The following is a 14073-nucleotide window of genomic DNA, read 5'->3' on the forward strand; positions in this document are numbered from 1 at the left end:
CACCAATTCTGACGAGGGTTGACATGAGGTTTGATCTCGCGTCCCTGGGCTGGGACGCCGCGCTTCACAGCGCGTACTCCAGGCACGATGACCTGCGGCCGGGCCGGGTGGTTCGGGTGGACCGCGGGGTGTGCACCGTACTGTGCGCGGACGGGACGTACCGGGCGAGTCTGGCCGGGGCGGTCCTGGCCGGTGCCGCCGCCGATCCGGCCCGCCTGCCGTGTGCCGGGGACTGGGTGCTGGTCCGGGTCTGGCCGGACGACCGGGCCACCGCCGAGGCGGTGCTGCCCCGGCGTACGGCGATCGTGCGCCGGACCGCCGGCAAGGCCGCGACCGGCCAGGTCCTGGCCGCGAATCTCGACGCCGCGGCGGTGGTCGAGCCGATGCATCCGACGCCGGACATGGCGCGGATCGAGCGTCTGCTCGCCCTGGCCTGGGGGTCCGGGGCGGAGCCGATGGTGGTGCTGACGAAGTGTGATCTGGTTCCCGATCCGGCGGCGGTGGCCGCCCAGGTGGCCGAGGTGGCGCCCGGGGTACGGGTGCTGGCGGTGAGCGCGCAGACCGGCGCCGGCCTGTCCGACCTGCGCCCGCAGGTGGCGTACGGCCGCACCCTGGCGCTGCTCGGCCCGTCCGGTGCGGGCAAGTCGACGCTGGTCAACGCGCTGGCGGGGACGACCGTGATGGTCACCCAGGGGATCCGGGGGGTGGACGGCAAGGGCCGGCACACCACCACGCACCGGGCGTTGATCCCGATTCCCGGCGGGGGAGCGGTGCTGGACACCCCGGGGATCCGGGCGGTCGGGCTGCTCGACGCGGCCGGTGGCCTGGACCACGCCTTCGCCGACGTGGCGGAGTTGGCCGCGGCCTGCCGGTTCGACGACTGCGCGCACCAGGTCGAGCCCGGTTGCGCGGTCCGGGCCGCGCTGGAGGACGGCGGGCTCACCCCGCGCCGGTGGGAGAGTTGGTGCAAGCTGCAACGTGAGGTGGCGTTCGAGACCCGACGCCGGGACGCCCGGTTGGCGGCCGAGGCGCGGGCCGGGCGGCGGCGGGCCCGGTCGGACCGGCGGATCCGTCCGTAGGCTGGGGACCGTTCGGCGGTGCCACGGCGTTGACCAGGGGGAACGTACGGGTGGGAGAAAGTGTCGTACCTCGGGGCTAAAGTTGCCGAGGCGCATTCTTGGCGTCTGCAAGACCAGTGACCTTCGGTGGCAAGATCACCGAAACGGGGCGAAGCCCGGAAGCTGGACATAACCGCAGAAGCTCGACCTAACCGCAGAACGTCTTTCAAGCCGCAGTAGCTTGTCCGAACGGACGAGTTCTCGCTTTCTTCTCCCGGGAGTACACGGACAGTGGCCGACCGCATGATCATCCGCGGCGCGCGCGAGCACAACCTGCGTGACGTCAGTCTCGACCTGCCGCGGGACGCAATGATCGTCTTCACCGGGCTTTCCGGCTCGGGCAAGTCGAGCCTGGCCTTCGATACGATCTTCGCCGAGGGCCAGCGGCGCTACGTGGAGTCGCTGTCGTCGTACGCTCGGCAGTTCCTCGGTCAGATGGACAAACCGGACGTCGACTTCATCGAGGGGCTCAGCCCGGCGGTGTCGATCGACCAGAAGTCCACCTCGCGCAACCCCCGGTCGACCGTGGGCACGATCACCGAGGTCTACGACTACCTGCGCCTGCTCTACGCCCGGGTCGGCGAGCCGCACTGCCCGGTCTGCGGCGAGCGGATCTCCAAGCAGAGCCCGCAGCAGATCGTCGACCGGGTGCTGGCGATGAAGGAGGGCACCAAGTTCATGGTGCTCGCGCCGGTGATCCGTGGCCGTAAGGGCGAGTACCTGGACCTGTTCGCCGAGCTCCAGGGCAAGGGCTACGCCCGGGCCCGGGTCGACGGCGTGGTCCAGCCGCTCACCGAGTTCATCGGCGAGGCACCGGCGACCAAGCTGAAGAAGCAGGAGAAGCACACCATCGAGGTGGTGGTCGACCGGCTCACCGTCAAGGCCTCCGCCAAGCAGCGGCTGACCGACTCGGTGGAGTCCGCGCTGACCCTCTCCGGCGGGCTGGTCCTGCTCGACTTCGTCGACCTGGCCGAGGACGACCCGGACCGGGAGCGGCGCTACTCCGAGCACCTGGCCTGCCCGAACGACCACCCCCTCGCGATCGAGGACCTGGAACCGCGGGTCTTCTCCTTCAACGCCCCGTACGGCGCCTGCCCCGAGTGCACCGGCCTGGGCACCAAGAAGGAGGTCGACCCGGAGCTGATCGTGCCGGACCCGGAGCGGACCCTGCGCGAGGGCGCGATCCAGCCCTGGTCCTCCGGACAGACCCTCGAATACTTCCTGCACCTGCTCGAGGCGCTGGGCGAGGCGGAGCACTTCGACCTCGACACCCCGTGGCGCAAGCTCCCCTCGCGGGCGCAGAAGACGATCCTGCACGGCTCCGGTGACCAGGTCCACGTGCGCTACCGCAACAAGTACGGCCGCGAGCGCTCCTACTACACCGGCTTCGAGGGCGTGGTGCAGTGGATCGAGCGCCGGCACTCCGACACCGAGTCGGACTGGTCGCGGGACAAGTACGAGGGCTACATGCGCGACGTGCCCTGTGCCGCCTGCGGTGGCGCCCGGCTCAAGCCGGAGGTGCTCGCGGTCACCCTGGGCGGCCGGAGCATCGCCGAGGTCTGCGCCCTGTCGGTGGGTGAGTGCGCCGAGCTGCTGGGCGTACTGACGTTGACGGACCGGCAGAAGATGATCGCCGAGCGGGTCCTCAAGGAGATCAACGCCCGGCTCCGCTTCCTGGTCGACGTCGGGCTGGACTACATCTCCCTGGACCGCCCGGCCGGCACCCTCTCCGGCGGCGAGGCGCAGCGCATCCGGCTCGCCACCCAGATCGGCTCCGGCCTGGTCGGGGTGCTCTACGTGCTGGACGAGCCGTCGATCGGCCTGCATCAGCGGGACAACCACCGGCTGATCGAGACCCTGGTCCGGCTCAAGAAGCTGGGCAACACCCTGATCGTGGTCGAGCACGACGAGGACACCATCCGGGTCGCCGACTGGATCGTCGACATCGGTCCGGGTGCGGGTGAGCACGGCGGCCAGATCGTGCACAGCGGTTCGGTGAAGGACCTGCTGGGCAACCAGGAGTCGGTCACCGGCGCCTACCTGTCCGGGCGACGCAGGATCCCCACCCCGAAGCAGCGCCGGCCGCAGACGCCGGGCCGGGAACTGGTCGTACACGGTGCCCGTGAGCACAACCTGCGCAACCTGACCGTGCCGTTCCCGCTGGGCCAGTTCACCGCCGTCACCGGGGTCAGCGGCTCGGGCAAGTCGACCCTGGTCAACGACATCCTGTACGCGGTCCTGGCGAACCAGATCAACGGGGCGCGGATGGTTCCGGGGCGGCACACCCGGGTCGCCGGACTGGAACACGTGGACAAGGTCGTCGGGGTGGACCAGTCGCCGATCGGGCGTACGCCCCGGTCGAACCCGGCGACGTACACCGGGGTCTGGGACCACGTCCGCAAGCTGTTCGCCGAGACCACCGAGGCGAAGGTGCGCGGGTACGGCCCTGGCCGGTTCTCGTTCAACGTCAAGGGCGGACGCTGCGAGGCGTGCAGCGGTGACGGCACGATCAAGATCGAGATGAACTTCCTGCCCGACGTGTACGTGCCGTGCGAGGTCTGCAAGGGCGCCCGGTACAACCGGGAGACCCTGGACGTGCACTACAAGGGACGTACGGTCGCCGACGTGCTGCAGATGCCGATCGAGGAGGCGGCCGACTTCTTCTCGGCCATCCCGGCGATCCACCGGCACCTCAAGACGCTGGTCGACGTCGGCCTCGGCTACGTACGGCTGGGCCAGTCGGCGCCGACCCTGTCCGGTGGCGAGGCGCAGCGCGTCAAGCTCGCCTCCGAGCTGCAGAAACGCTCGACCGGCCGGACCGTTTACGTGCTCGACGAGCCGACCACGGGCCTACACTTCGAGGACATCCGCAAGCTGCTCGGTGTGCTGGAGAGCCTGGTCGACAAGGGCAACACGGTGATCGTGATCGAACACAACCTGGACGTGATCAAGACCGCCGACTGGCTCATCGACATGGGCCCGGAGGGTGGCCACCGCGGCGGCCTGGTGCTCGCCGCCGGCTCCCCCGAGGAGCTGGCCGAGGTGCCGACGAGCCACACCGGGCAGTTCCTGCGGCCGGTGCTCGGGCTCAAGGGTGCGGCGAAGGGCTCCGAGGCGGCGACCGCGCGGGCGGAGAAGGCCAACGGTGCCGCCGCGAAGTCGAAGACGGCCGCGGCCAAGGCCACCACGGCAACCAAGGCCACCACGTCGGCGAAGGGCACCGGGGCCAAGAGCGGTACGCCCACGGGCAAGACCGCCGCGGCCAAGTCCACCACACCGGCGGCTCGGGGGCGGCGGGCCGCGTCCGCGGTCTGATTCGTGCCCAACTGAACCATTGCCGGCGATCTTGCGTGTCTACTGTCGTGGCCGCAGTACCAGTCCGGGCGCGGCCGCCACAGTCGAGAGGAAAGGCTAGGCATGAGTGACGACCAGATCGTGACCGGTCAGGTGCAGACCCGCCGCGCCCTGCTGTTGGGTGCGGGCGCCGTCGGCGCGACCGTGGTACTCGCCGCCTGCGGCACCGACAACTCCACCGACGGTTCCAACGACGCGGGCGCGCCCGCCGGGAGCGACCCGGCGGGCGACCCCAACGCCGGTGGGGACAACGGCGGTGGGGCGGACGTCCTGACCAAGACCGCCGAGGTGCCGGTCGGCGGCGGGTTGATCTTCGCGGCCAAGGACGTCGTGGTGACCCAGCCGACCAAGGGCGAGTTCAAGGCGTTCAGCGCGATCTGCACCCACCAGAACTGCCCGGTGACCAACGTCGACGGGGGCACGATCAACTGCTCCTGCCACGGCAGCAAGTTCTCGATCACGGACGGTTCGGTGAAGAACGGACCGGCCACCCGGCCGCTCGCGGCCAAGGACGTCAAGGTCGAGGGCGAGAACATCACCCTCGCCTGATCCACGGGCCGGCCTGGCGCGGAGGACCCCGCGCCAGGCCCGGGTCCGGCTTAGGATCCGGGGATGCGGCTGACCGTACTCGGGGCGTGCGGCGCGTGGCCGGAGCCGGGGCAGGCATGCAGCGGTTACCTGGTCGAACACGACGGGTTCCGCCTGCTGCTCGACATCGGGTACGCGACCCTGCCGCGCCTGCTGGAGCGGATCGGCCCCGAGCGGGTCGACGCGGTTTTTGTCACCCACGGCCATCCGGACCACTGCGCCGACCTCAACCCGCTGCTGCGCGCCCGCCATCTCCGGGCCGACAAACCCCCACCCCTTCCCGTGTACGCCCTGCCCGGCGCCCTGGACCCGGTGCTCGCCCTGGACCGGCCCGGCATGCTCGACGACGCGTACGTGCTGCACGAGTTCACCGCCGGTGACCGGCTGCGGATCGGCCCGTACGAGGCGCGGACGCGGCTGCTGCCGCACTGGGTGCCGAACGCCGGGGTACGCCTGACGGCCGGCGGGCGGGTGCTCGCGTACACGGGTGACACCGGGCCGAGTCCGGAGGTGGTGGAGTTGGCCCGCGACGCCGACCTGCTGGTGGCCGAGGCGAGTCACGTCGACGAGGTGCCGCAGGACTCCGTACGCGACCTGACCAGCGCCCGCCAGGCCGGACGGCAGGCGGCCGAGGCGGGCGTCGGGATGCTCCTGCTGACCCACTTCTGGCCTGGCACCGACCGGCCCGCCGCCCAGGTCGCGGCCGGTGACGCGTACGCCGGGGAGGTTGCCGCCGCCGTGCCCGGCCTGGTCGTGGATCTCGGGTGACCCCCGTCCCGGCCCGTACGGGCTCGGCCGGGAATGACAGGGGTGCGGACTAGGCTTGCTGACGTGGCTGACCCCTCGACCTACCGTCCCGCCCCGGGCACGACCCCGGAGGCTCCGGGGGTTTACCGCTTCCGTGACCCGACCGGCCGGGTGATCTACGTCGGCAAGGCCAAGAGCCTGCGCAGCCGGCTCAACTCCTACTTCGGCGACACCTGGAACCTGCACCAGCGGACCCAGCAGATGGTCACCACCGCCGCCTCGGTGGACTGGGTCACCGTCGGCACCGAGGTCGAGGCGCTCCAGCTCGAATACTCCTGGATCAAGCAGTACGACCCCCGGTTCAACGTCCGCTACCGGGACGACAAGTCGTACCCGTACCTGGCGGTGACGCTGGACGAGGAGTACCCGAGGTTGCAGGTGATGCGGGGGGCCAAGCGCAAGGGGGTGCGCTACTTCGGCCCGTACTCGCACGCCTGGGCGATCCGCGAGACGCTCGACCTGCTGTTGCGCGTCTTCCCGTCGCGTACCTGTTCCTCCGGGGTGTTCAAGCGGGCGGGGCAGATCGGGCGGCCGTGCCTGCTCGGTGACATCGGCAAATGCTCCGCGCCCTGCGTCGGCCGGGTCTCCGCCGACGAGCACCGGCAGATCGTGGACAACTTCTGCGACTTCATGGCCGGCAAGACCGACAGCATGGTCCGCCGGCTCGAACGGGAGATGCTCGACGCCAGCGAGCAGCTCGAGTTCGAGCTGGCCGCGCGGCTGCGCGACGACGTCGCCGCCCTGCGCCGGGCGATGGAGAAGCAGACCGTGGTGCTCGGCGACGGCACCGACGCCGACGTGGTCGCGTTCTCCGAGGACCCCCTGGAGGCGGCGGTCCAGGTCTTCCACGTCCGCGACGGCCGGGTACGCGGCCAGCGCGGCTGGGTGGTGGAGAAGGTCGAGGACCTGACCACCGGCGACCTGGTGCACCACTTCTGCACCCAGGTCTACGGCGGTGAGCAGGGGGAGTCCGACGTGCCCCGCGAGCTGCTGGTGCCGGCCCTCCCGCCGGACGCCGACGCGCTCGCCGACTGGCTCTCCGACAAGCGGGGGAGCCGGGTCAGCCTGCGGGTGCCGCAGCGCGGCGACAAGCGGTCGCTGCTGGAGACGGTCGGGCGTAACGCCGGTGAGGCGTTGACCCGGCACAAGCTGCGCCGCTCCGGTGACCTGACCACCCGGAGCAAGGCCCTCGACGAGATCACCGAGTCGCTCGGGCTGCGTACGTCACCGCTGCGGATCGAGTGTTACGACATCTCCCAGATCCAGGGCACCGACGTGGTCGCCAGCATGGTCGTCTTCGAGGACGGGTTGCCGCGCAAGAGCGAATACCGCCGGTTCATCGTGCGCGGGGCCACCGACGACCTCTCCGCCATGTCCGAGGTGCTGCGTCGACGGTTCGCCCGCTACCTGGAGACCCGGGCGGAAACCGGTGAGCTGGGCGAGGAGACCACCACCGACCCGGACCGGCCGGGTATCGACCCGACCACCGGGCGCCCGCGCAAGTTCGCGTACCCGCCGCAGTTGGTGGTGGTCGACGGCGGTCAGCCCCAGGTGGCGGCGGCCTCGGCGGCACTGGCCGAGTTGGGCATCGACGACATCGCGCTCTGCGGCCTGGCCAAGCGGCTGGAGGAGGTGTGGCTGCCCGACGACGAGTTCCCGGTCATCCTGCCGCGTACGTCGGAGGGGCTCTACCTGCTGCAACGCGTACGGGACGAGGCGCACCGGTTCGCCATCACCTTCCACCGGGAACGGCGGTCGAAGCGGATGACCGTCTCCGGCCTGGACAACGTCCCCGGCCTCGGTGAGGTACGCCGCAAGGCGCTGCTGCGGCACTTCGGTTCGGTCAAGCGGCTCGCCGCCGCCGAGGTGGACGAGATCGTGGAGGTGCCCGGCATCGGCCGCCGTACCGCCGAGGCGATCATCGCCGCGCTGAACCCGGACCGTACGCCGGCCGAACCGTCCGTTCCGGCCGAACCGTCCGTTCCGGCCGAACCGTCCGTTCCGTCCGACCCGGTGGCCTGACCCCGGCCGTGCCCGTGCCCGAATCGGCGCGGTCACGGAACGCCGGCTCAGTCTTCGAGGCGGCGTTTCTGCGGGTAGACCGTTTCGCCACGGGCGAGCATCTCGACGAACTGGGCGATCCGGCGAGCCCGCGTCTCGGCCCGTTTGGCGCTGTCGACCCGGTAGATCACGGAGAACCGGTTCTGCTTGGTGAGGATGTCGAACATCGCCCGCGCCCGGGGCTCGGCGTCCAGCGCGGCGGCCAGGTCGGCCGGGACCTCGGCGGTGGCCGGTCCGGCGTACGCGGCGTCCCAACGACCGTCGGCCTTGGCCCGCTCGATCTCGGCGTGTCCGCCCGGACGCATCCGGCCCGTCGCGATCAGGTCGGCGACGAGGGTGACGTTCCGGGCCGACCAGGGGCTGGTCGACCGGCGCGGAGTGAAGCGCTGCCGGTACGTGGTCTCGTCGCGGCTGCGTGCCTGGCTGTCGATCCAGCCGTGGCAGAGCGCCTCCTCCAGCGCCTGGGCGTAGGTGAGGCTGGTGGGGTCGGTGCTGCCCTGCTTGGCCAGCAGCAGCCAGACCCCGTCCGAGTCGCCGTGGTGCGCGTCGAGCCATTCCCGCCACGCGTCCTGGTCGGCGACGGTCAGTTCGGGCTGGTCAGCGCCCATGGTCGGCTCCTCGGTCAGGGGTCGGGTGAGGTTGTTCGGCGACGATCATGACTCGGCGCAGCAGGTCCGCCAGGGTCCGGCGCTCGGCCGGGTCGAGGGCGTCGAGCAGCCGGTGGTCCTCGTGGCCGAGCACCTCCATCGCCTCGAGCCAGGCGGCGTTGCCGGCTTCGGTGAGTTCGATGTCGACCCGGCGGCGGTCGGTTGTGGACGGGATGCGGCGGACGAAACCTCGTCGCTCCAGCGCGTCGAGGCGGGCGGTCACCGAGGGCGGTGCCATGTCGAGGTCGGCGGCGAGTTCGGTGGGAGTGGCCCGGCCCCGGCGGCCGGCGAGCACGTGCAGGGTGTCGAACTCGTGCCGCTGGAAGTCGAAGTCGAGCAGGTAGCGCTCCTTGACCCGGCGCAGGTGCCGGGCCAGCCGGATCGCGCGGGTGACCACGCCCTCGACATCGGGGTCGAGGTCGGGCAGGACCGGCGTCCAGCGGTCCACATGGTCGTCGGTCCCGTCGCGCTGCTCCACGGCAGTATTCTACGTCACCATCGAATTATTCGTTGACGAAAGGTTCGACATCGAACTACGTTCTGGTCCATGGACCATCCCCTCCGGCTCCGTGCCTTCCGGCTGCTCTTCGTCGGCCGTACGCTCTCCGCGCTCGGCGACGCCGTCGTGCCCGCGGCGCTCGCGCTCGCCGTACTCCGGGTCACCGGCTCGACCTCGGCGCTCGCCCTCGTCCTCGGCTGCGCCCTGGTCCCCAAGCTGCTGCTCCTACCGCTCGGCGGCGTGATCGCCGACCGGTTCGACGCCCGCCGGGTCGCCCTCGTCACCGACCTGATCCGTGGCGCCGCCCAGGTCGTCGTCGGCGTCGAACTGCTCGGCGCCGACCCGAAGCTGACCCACATCGCCGCCGCCTCGGCGGTCACCGGCGTCGCGTCCGCGTTCGCCGTGCCGACCGCCTCACCCCTGGTCGCCGGCACCGTCGACGGTTCCGCCCGGCAGCAGGCCAACGCCTTGATGGGGGTCGCCTCCAGCGCCACCCGACTCGGCGGGCCGGCGCTCGCCGGGCTGCTGATCTGGACCGCCGGACCGGGCTGGGCGTTCATCCTCGACGGCGCGTCGTTCGCCGCCAGCGCCGCCCTGCTGGCGATCATCCGGGTACGCCGCACCCCGATCGAACGCCGGTCACTCCGCGCCGACCTAATGGAGGGCTGGACCGAGGTACGCACCCGCGACTGGTACTGGACCAGCCTGCTCGCCCACGCGGCCTGGAACGGCGGTGCCGCGGTCCTGGTCACCCTCGGCCCCGCGGTGGCGGTCGACCAGCTCGGCGGCGAGGGCGTCTGGGTGCTGATGCTCCAGGCCGGGGCGGTCGGGCTCCTGCTCGGCTCACTACTGGCCGGACGGGCCCGGCTGCGCCGACCGATCCTGGTGGCGAACCTCGGGCTGGCGACGTACGCGGTCCCGCTGGTGCTGCTCGGGGTGGCCGCGCCAGCCCCAGCCGTGATCGTCTCGTACGGCCTCGCGCTGACCGCGCTCGGCTTCCTCAACCCGGTCTGGGAGACGGTTGTCCAGACCGAGATTCCCCCGCACGCCCTGGCCCGCGTCACGTCGTACGACTGGCTGCTCTCGCTGGCCGCCACACCGATCGGTTACGCCCTCGCCCCGCTCGGCGCGAGCCTCTGGTCGGCGAAGATGCCCCTGGTCACCGCCGCTGTCATCGTCGCGCTCGCCTGCCTCGGCACCGCCGCCGTCCCCGGCGTACGCCGCATCGGCACCCCACCCGCCCAACCGGCCAGCGCGCCAACCGAAGCGGCCCCGGCTGACCAGCGACCTCGGTCAGCGACCGCCGGAGGCGTATAACGCGTCATCGTCTTACATCAAATTCGATGTACGTACTCGCTTGGGTATGTACGACCTGACGAAGTCACCGCCCGCCCACGTACCCGGTTGATGCACGGCTGCTCAGCCCGGTAACGCGCCGGTCAGCACAGGGCTCAGCAGCCGGCGATCAAGCATCGACCACCGGCGAGAGGCGCCTTGCGGTGAACCAGCGGCGGCCGTCGTCGAGCCACTGGTCCTGATCGAGGCCGGCGCTGCGGAGTTCATCGGTGAGTTCGCGGTCGGTGAGGCGGCGTGCGGTGAACCGCTGGATCCACACGTCTTCGCGGATCTGGTACGAGGTCTCGGCGGTGAGCAGCCCGTCGGCCATGTCCAGGACGTCCAGGCGGCCGACGACGGGGCCGAGAACGCCCTCGCGGCTGGTCCCGACCCGAAGGCTGTCGAACCATTCCGGCGGGTGCCACTGCGCCACCAGTTGGCCACCCGGTCCGAGGTGGCGCCGACAGGTTCGCAGGAACAGTCGACGTTGCTCGTCGCTCGCAGTATTGATCAAGTGGCTGGCCAGCAGGACGATGTCGAAGTGCTCGTTCAGTCGCAGATCTTCGATCCGGGCCGCCACGGGCTCGACACCACGGAGGCGAGCGAGCATGGTCGCCGACTCGTCAACACCAACCACCCGGTGGCCGAGTTCGGCGAGCGGGTTGCTCAGCCGTCCGGTTCCGCAGCCGAGTTCCAGGATCCGCGCACCGGGCGGTACCGCGCGGTGAATGATTTCGGGTTCACCGTTCGGCGGCAGTTGAGCGTAGACGTCGACGGCGCAGCCATCAGGAGTGATCGGCCCAGGCCCGGCGCCGTAGCTGGTCCGTTCGGTCGGCATCAGCGAAATGCTGCCAGAACCTGTCGAGGATCAGGCGGGGGAGGAAGTCAGCAACTGGTAGATCGCGTGGTCCTGCCACTGCCCAGCGATCTTGAGGTAGTTCGGGGCGACGCCGAAGCGGACGAATCCACTGCGCTCCAGCACCCGCTGTGAGGCGGCGTTGTGCAGCAGGACAGATGCCTCGATCCGGTGCAGCCACAACTCCTCGAACGCCACCGCGATGATGGCGCGTACGGCGGCGCTCGCGACGCCCCGGCCGTTGTCCTCGGCATTCACCCAGTAGCCGAGGCTGCAGGACTGGAACGGGCCACGCACGATCGTCTGGAGGTTGATCCGGCCGACCACCCGTCCCGAGTCGAGGATCACGTGCGGGTGCCCGGTGCCTCGCTGATGTTGTTCGAGCGCGGTCTCGACAACAACCCGGTGGCCCTCGACCGTGAAGTAGTCCTCGTCCCGGACCGGCTCCCACGGGGCGAGGAAGTCACGGTTGACCCGTGCCAGTTCGGCCAGGACCGGAACATCGTCGAGCTGGAGGAGCCGGGTGGTGATCATCCGATGATGATCTCAGACCGGCCCGGTGCTCGGCGGCCCCACCGGTAGGCTGCGCCGCGTGGCACTGAATGTGACGCTGGACGAGTTGACCGCGCAGAACCGTGATGCCGTACTCGCGTTGCGGGTCGGACCGGGGCAGGGACGGTTCGTCGGGACCGTACGGGAATCGTTGGCGGAGGCGGCGGAGTACCCGTACGCGAAGCCCTGGTACCGGGCGGTGTACGCGGGTGCCGAACCGGTCGGCTTCGTAATGCTGAGCTGGGATGCGGAGCCGCAGCCGCCGGAAATCATCGGGCCGTGGTTCCTGTGGAAGCTGCTCATCGACGAGCGACACCAGGGCCTCGGCTACGGGCGTGAGGTGGTCCGGCAAGTGGCGGACCTGGTACAGGCGGAGGGTGCCACAGAACTGCTGACCAGCTACGTCCCGGAGGACGGCGGCCCGGCCGGGTTCTACCGGCGACTCGGATTCGTGCCGACCGGCGAGTACGACGCCAGCGGTGAGGTGATCGTCCGCCTCACCCTGCCTCGGCCGCTGACCGGCCGCTGATCGCTGACCGGACGTCGGCCGCCTGACGCGGACGCAGGCCGGCTCAACCGTGGACTGGCAGGATGGCTGGGTGCCGACCCCCTCGCAGTCCGCCCTGCACCCCGCCTATCCCGTCCGCACCCCACGATTGTTGCTGCGTCCGCTCACCACGAGCGACGTTGACGCGCTGCTCGCGTACCGGAGCCTGCCCGACGTCTGCCGTTACGTGCCGTTCGAGCCGATGACCCGCGAGGTGATCAACGAACGGCTCGTCTCGGTGTGGGCGAACCACGGGCTCACCCACGAGGGCCAGGCACTCACCCTCGGCATCGAACTGGCCGGCACCAATCAACTCATCGGGGACGCGGTGCTCTTTTGGCACAGCCGAGAGCACGGTGGCGGCGAGATCGGGTACGTCCTGCACCCCGACCACGCCGGCCACGGTTACGCCACCGAGGCGGCCCACGCACTGCTCCGCCTGGGCTTCGACGACCTCGGCCTGCACCGCATCGTCGCCCGGGTCGACGAACGCAACGAACCATCGGCCCGGGTCGCCCGACGGTTGGGGATGCGCCAGGAGGCGCGACTCGTACACAACGAGTTTTTCAAGGGCGAGTGGAGCACCGAACTCGACTTCGCGATGCTCGCCGACGAGTGGCCCGCGCACCGGACCATCCAAAACTGATCAGGTACGGGTGGCGATGACGAGGTGGTCGGCGTCGGAGCGGGTCAGCATCCGCTCCTCCGGTTCGCCGAAACCGGCCGCGGTGAGCAGCTTCGCCAGTTCGTCGAAGGCGTACGCCCTGCCCCCCTGGGTGTGGAACAGGTTGAGGCTGAACGCGCGTACGAACGCGTCGGCGACGCCCGGCGGACGCTCCGGGACCTCGGCGAGCGGCTCCAGCAGGACCACCCGGCCACCGGGGTTGAGCGCGGCGGCGACCCGGTCGAGCAGTGCGGCGACCTGGCTGTCGTCGTACCCGTGGACGATGTTGAAGAGCAGGACCAGGTCGTAGCCGGCGCCGAGGTCGGTGGTGAGCAGGTCACCGGGTCGCAGCTCGACCCGGTCGGTGAGCCCGGCGGACTCGACCACCGCCCGGCCCTGGGACAGGGCGCCGGGCAGGTCCACCACCGTGGCGCGCAGTTCCGGGTACGCCTGGCAGAACGCGGCCGTGTAGCCGGCGTGCCCGCCACCGAGGTCCAGCAGTCGACCACCGGACGGGGGAGCGGGGACCAGGGTGATGACCTCTTCGGACAGCCATCCGGCGAGCCGGCGGAGCATGGTCTGGAAGTCGGCCAGCGTCTCCGGGCGCTGCTCCAGCCAGGCGTAGAAGTCACCGGTCGGCCCGCCCTGGCGGACCGAGGTCTCCAGGTCGCCCCAGAGTTCGGTCACCACGGTCGTCCAGAACGACAGGACCGGGGCGAAACTGTCCGGGGTGGACCGCAGCAGCCAGCGGCTGGTGTTCTCGCTGTTCGCGTACGCGTCTCCGGGCTGGACGAGGTAGCCGAACCCGACCAGGGCGTCGAGCAGCAGGCGCAGCCCCAGCGGGTCCGCGCCGATCCGCTCGGCCAGTGACGCGACCGGTAGCGGCCCGTTGGCCAGTTCCTCGAACACCCCGAGCCGCAGACCGGCTCCGGCGGTACGGAACGAGATCGCGTTCAGCATGTCGAGGTGGGCCGAGGGGGCCTCGTCGGTCTCCATGAACGCGCGGGCGACCTCGGGCGGCAACGGCACCGGCATGCTGTTTCTC

The 14073-nt window shown here is 70.7% G+C and carries 12 protein-coding genes and 1 pseudogene; 8 read left to right on the top strand and 5 right to left on the bottom strand.

From position 1 onward, the window contains the following. Positions 1-23: 23 nt before the first annotated feature. The 5 genes and pseudogenes from rsgA (at position 24) to uvrC (ending at position 7889) form a co-directional block, all read left to right on the top strand. The gene (gene rsgA, locus ACWEFB_RS18525) at positions 24-1079 is read left to right on the top strand and encodes a ribosome small subunit-dependent GTPase A (RefSeq protein ID WP_452286930.1); all 1056 of its coding nucleotides are present in this window, start codon (positions 24-26) and stop codon (positions 1077-1079) included. Between the two features lie 270 nt (positions 1080-1349). Then, positions 1350-4334: pseudogene (gene uvrA, locus ACWEFB_RS18530) on the top strand (excinuclease ABC subunit UvrA); the annotation flags it as partial. Between the two features lie 201 nt (positions 4335-4535). Further along, positions 4536-5021 (top strand): Rieske (2Fe-2S) protein, encoded by a 486-nt coding sequence (locus ACWEFB_RS18535; RefSeq protein WP_452286932.1) that lies wholly within the window; start codon positions 4536-4538, stop codon positions 5019-5021. Between the two features lie 63 nt (positions 5022-5084). Then, positions 5085-5828 (top strand): MBL fold metallo-hydrolase, encoded by a 744-nt coding sequence (locus ACWEFB_RS18540; protein ID WP_452286934.1) that lies wholly within the window; start codon positions 5085-5087, stop codon positions 5826-5828. A 63-nt stretch (positions 5829-5891) separates the two neighbouring features. After that, positions 5892-7889, top strand: coding sequence for an excinuclease ABC subunit UvrC (gene uvrC / locus ACWEFB_RS18545; protein ID WP_452286936.1), 1998 nt, complete (start codon positions 5892-5894; stop codon positions 7887-7889). Between the two features lie 47 nt (positions 7890-7936). On the opposite strand, the gene ACWEFB_RS18550 is transcribed toward uvrC, so the two are convergent. Both ACWEFB_RS18550 and ACWEFB_RS18555 read right to left on the bottom strand, forming a co-directional pair. Then, on the bottom strand, positions 7937-8536 hold the full coding sequence (locus ACWEFB_RS18550; RefSeq protein WP_452286938.1) for a YdeI/OmpD-associated family protein: 600 nt from the start codon (positions 8534-8536) through the stop codon (positions 7937-7939). After that, a complete protein-coding gene (locus ACWEFB_RS18555; protein WP_452286940.1) occupies positions 8526-9053 on the bottom strand; it encodes a MarR family winged helix-turn-helix transcriptional regulator in 528 nt (175 codons plus the stop codon). Before ACWEFB_RS18555 ends, ACWEFB_RS18550 begins: the two co-directional genes overlap by 11 nt. Positions 9054-9122: 69 nt before the next feature. Here ACWEFB_RS18555 and ACWEFB_RS18560 point away from each other — a divergent pair, with 69 nt between their 5' ends. Further along, entirely contained in the window at positions 9123-10391 is a 1269-nt protein-coding gene (locus tag ACWEFB_RS18560; RefSeq protein ID WP_452286942.1) for an MFS transporter, read from the top strand. Positions 10392-10539: 148 nt separating this feature from the next. Here the strand turns inward: ACWEFB_RS18560 and ACWEFB_RS18565 are convergent, their stop codons facing one another. Beyond that, entirely contained in the window at positions 10540-11247 is a 708-nt protein-coding gene (locus ACWEFB_RS18565; RefSeq protein ID WP_452286944.1) for a class I SAM-dependent methyltransferase, read from the bottom strand. 30 nt (positions 11248-11277) lie between these two features. Further along, positions 11278-11799, bottom strand: a complete 522-nt coding sequence (locus ACWEFB_RS18570; RefSeq protein ID WP_452286946.1) for a GNAT family N-acetyltransferase — start codon at positions 11797-11799, stop codon at positions 11278-11280. Positions 11800-11857: 58 nt separating this feature from the next. Here ACWEFB_RS18570 and ACWEFB_RS18575 point away from each other — a divergent pair, with 58 nt between their 5' ends. Then, positions 11858-12346 (top strand): GNAT family N-acetyltransferase, encoded by a 489-nt coding sequence (locus tag ACWEFB_RS18575; protein ID WP_452286948.1) that lies wholly within the window; start codon positions 11858-11860, stop codon positions 12344-12346. A 70-nt stretch (positions 12347-12416) separates the two neighbouring features. Further along, entirely contained in the window at positions 12417-13010 is a 594-nt protein-coding gene (locus tag ACWEFB_RS18580; RefSeq protein ID WP_452286950.1) for a GNAT family N-acetyltransferase, read from the top strand. Here ACWEFB_RS18580 and ACWEFB_RS18585 read toward each other — a convergent pair whose 3' ends face one another. Next, positions 13011-14063 carry a methyltransferase gene (locus ACWEFB_RS18585; protein WP_452286951.1) on the bottom strand — a complete coding sequence of 351 codons (1053 nt, stop codon included), beginning with the start codon at positions 14061-14063 and terminating at the stop codon, positions 13011-13013. Positions 14064-14073: the final 10 nt, after the last annotated feature.

The sequence above is a fragment of the Micromonospora sp. NPDC004704 genome (assembly GCF_053601675.1).